We start from the raw sequence: 1286 nt of genomic DNA, 5'->3' as shown, positions 1-1286 counted from the left end.
GGTGGTCTCAGGTGGCTAGTGCAACACCGTTGATCAGTTCGGTCAGCATGACATGTGGGCTGCGGAAGTCGAGGGTTTGGCGGGGGCGGATGTTGAGCAGGCGTTGGGTTTCGGCGAGGTCGTCGTCGGTGACGGTGTTGAAGTTGGTGCCTTTGGGGTAGAAGTCACGAATCAAGCCGTTGGTGTTCTCGTTGGTGCCGCGCTGCCAGGGCGAGTGCGGGTCGCAGAAATAGACCGGGCATCCGGTTGTGACGGTGAACTCCTTATGGGACGCCATTTCTGAGCCTTGATCCCAGGTGATGGTGCGCGCCAGCGTCGCCGGGAGGTGCTCGATCATCCGCGCCAGGACGTCGGTGACGGTGGCGCTGTCGCGTGTTCCGGGAAGACGCCCGAGCAGCGCGTAACGTGTCGTGCGTTCGACCAGGGTGATAATGCCGGAATTGCCGGGGCCGACCACCAGATCGCCTTCCCAATGGCCGGGAACGGCGCGGTCCGTGACCTCCGGGGGACGGTTGGACAACCGCGCGCCCTCCAACCAGGGCCGACTCGATCGCGGCGGAAGCTTCGACTGTGCAAGACGCCCTGTCCGCCCCGACCGCAGCGCCTTCTCGACGGTGAGCTCATGGCGCAACGCCCCCCGCCCCTGCAGATACAACGCGTGGTAGATCGTCTCGTGGGACACCTGCATCTCCGCCCGATCCGGGAACGCCCGCTTCAACTCCCCCGCAACCTGCTGCGGGGAGTACTTCTCGTTCAAGCGTGACACGACCTCCGCCCGCAATGCCGGGTCCTCGAGCTTGCCGATTCGATGACGCGGACGCGAGCGCAACGCCCGGTAATGCGCGATACCCGCGTCGTAGTACTGCCGGTCCCAATGCCGCACCCGATGCGCACGAATCTCCCTGGACACCGTCGAAGGTGACACCCCCATCTCCCGCGCGATCGCCCGAACCCCCAGCGGCGCCGGCGATGCCAACCCCGCCTGAATGAACGATCGATCCGCCAACGTCAACCGCCGGTACGACCTGCCGGGCAAGCCCGACACCACCCGTTCCATATCCGCCGGCTCCACCCCGCCGACACGTCCCTCACGCACTCGCATGCCCGACAGCCTCGCCCACCGACCGATGGACACACGGTCAACACCCGACCACCGCGACACAGCCTCCAACGACTCGCCCCCCACGACCGCCCGCAGAACAACGGCTCGCTTCTCAAACGCCAACTTCCTCGGCATCCACACCCTCCACACCATGAGGGTGTTGCGCTAGCAACTGGAGACCACC

General features: G+C 65.6%; 1 protein-coding gene. It reads right to left on the bottom strand.

The window, feature by feature from the left end:
• Positions 1-7: 7 nt before the first annotated feature.
• The gene (locus tag MT347_RS17995; RefSeq protein WP_243502729.1) at positions 8-1102 is read right to left on the bottom strand and encodes an IS30 family transposase; all 1095 of its coding nucleotides are present in this window, start codon (positions 1100-1102) and stop codon (positions 8-10) included.
• Between the last annotated feature and the right edge of the window lie 184 nt (positions 1103-1286).

This window comes from Microbacterium sp. VKM Ac-2923, from assembly GCF_022815605.1.
In the GTDB taxonomy this organism is placed as follows: Bacteria; Actinomycetota; Actinomycetes; order Actinomycetales; family Microbacteriaceae; genus Microbacterium.
The sequence above is the reverse complement of the archived record's forward strand: the minus strand, read 5'-3'. Positions and strand labels throughout refer to the sequence as shown.

What these genes read in the sequence shown, in the direction of transcription:
- MT347_RS17995 (WP_243502729.1), bottom strand. Translation starts at nt 1,102, where the DNA reads ATGCGAGTGCGTGAGGGACGTGTCGGCGGGGTGGAGCCGGCGGATATG.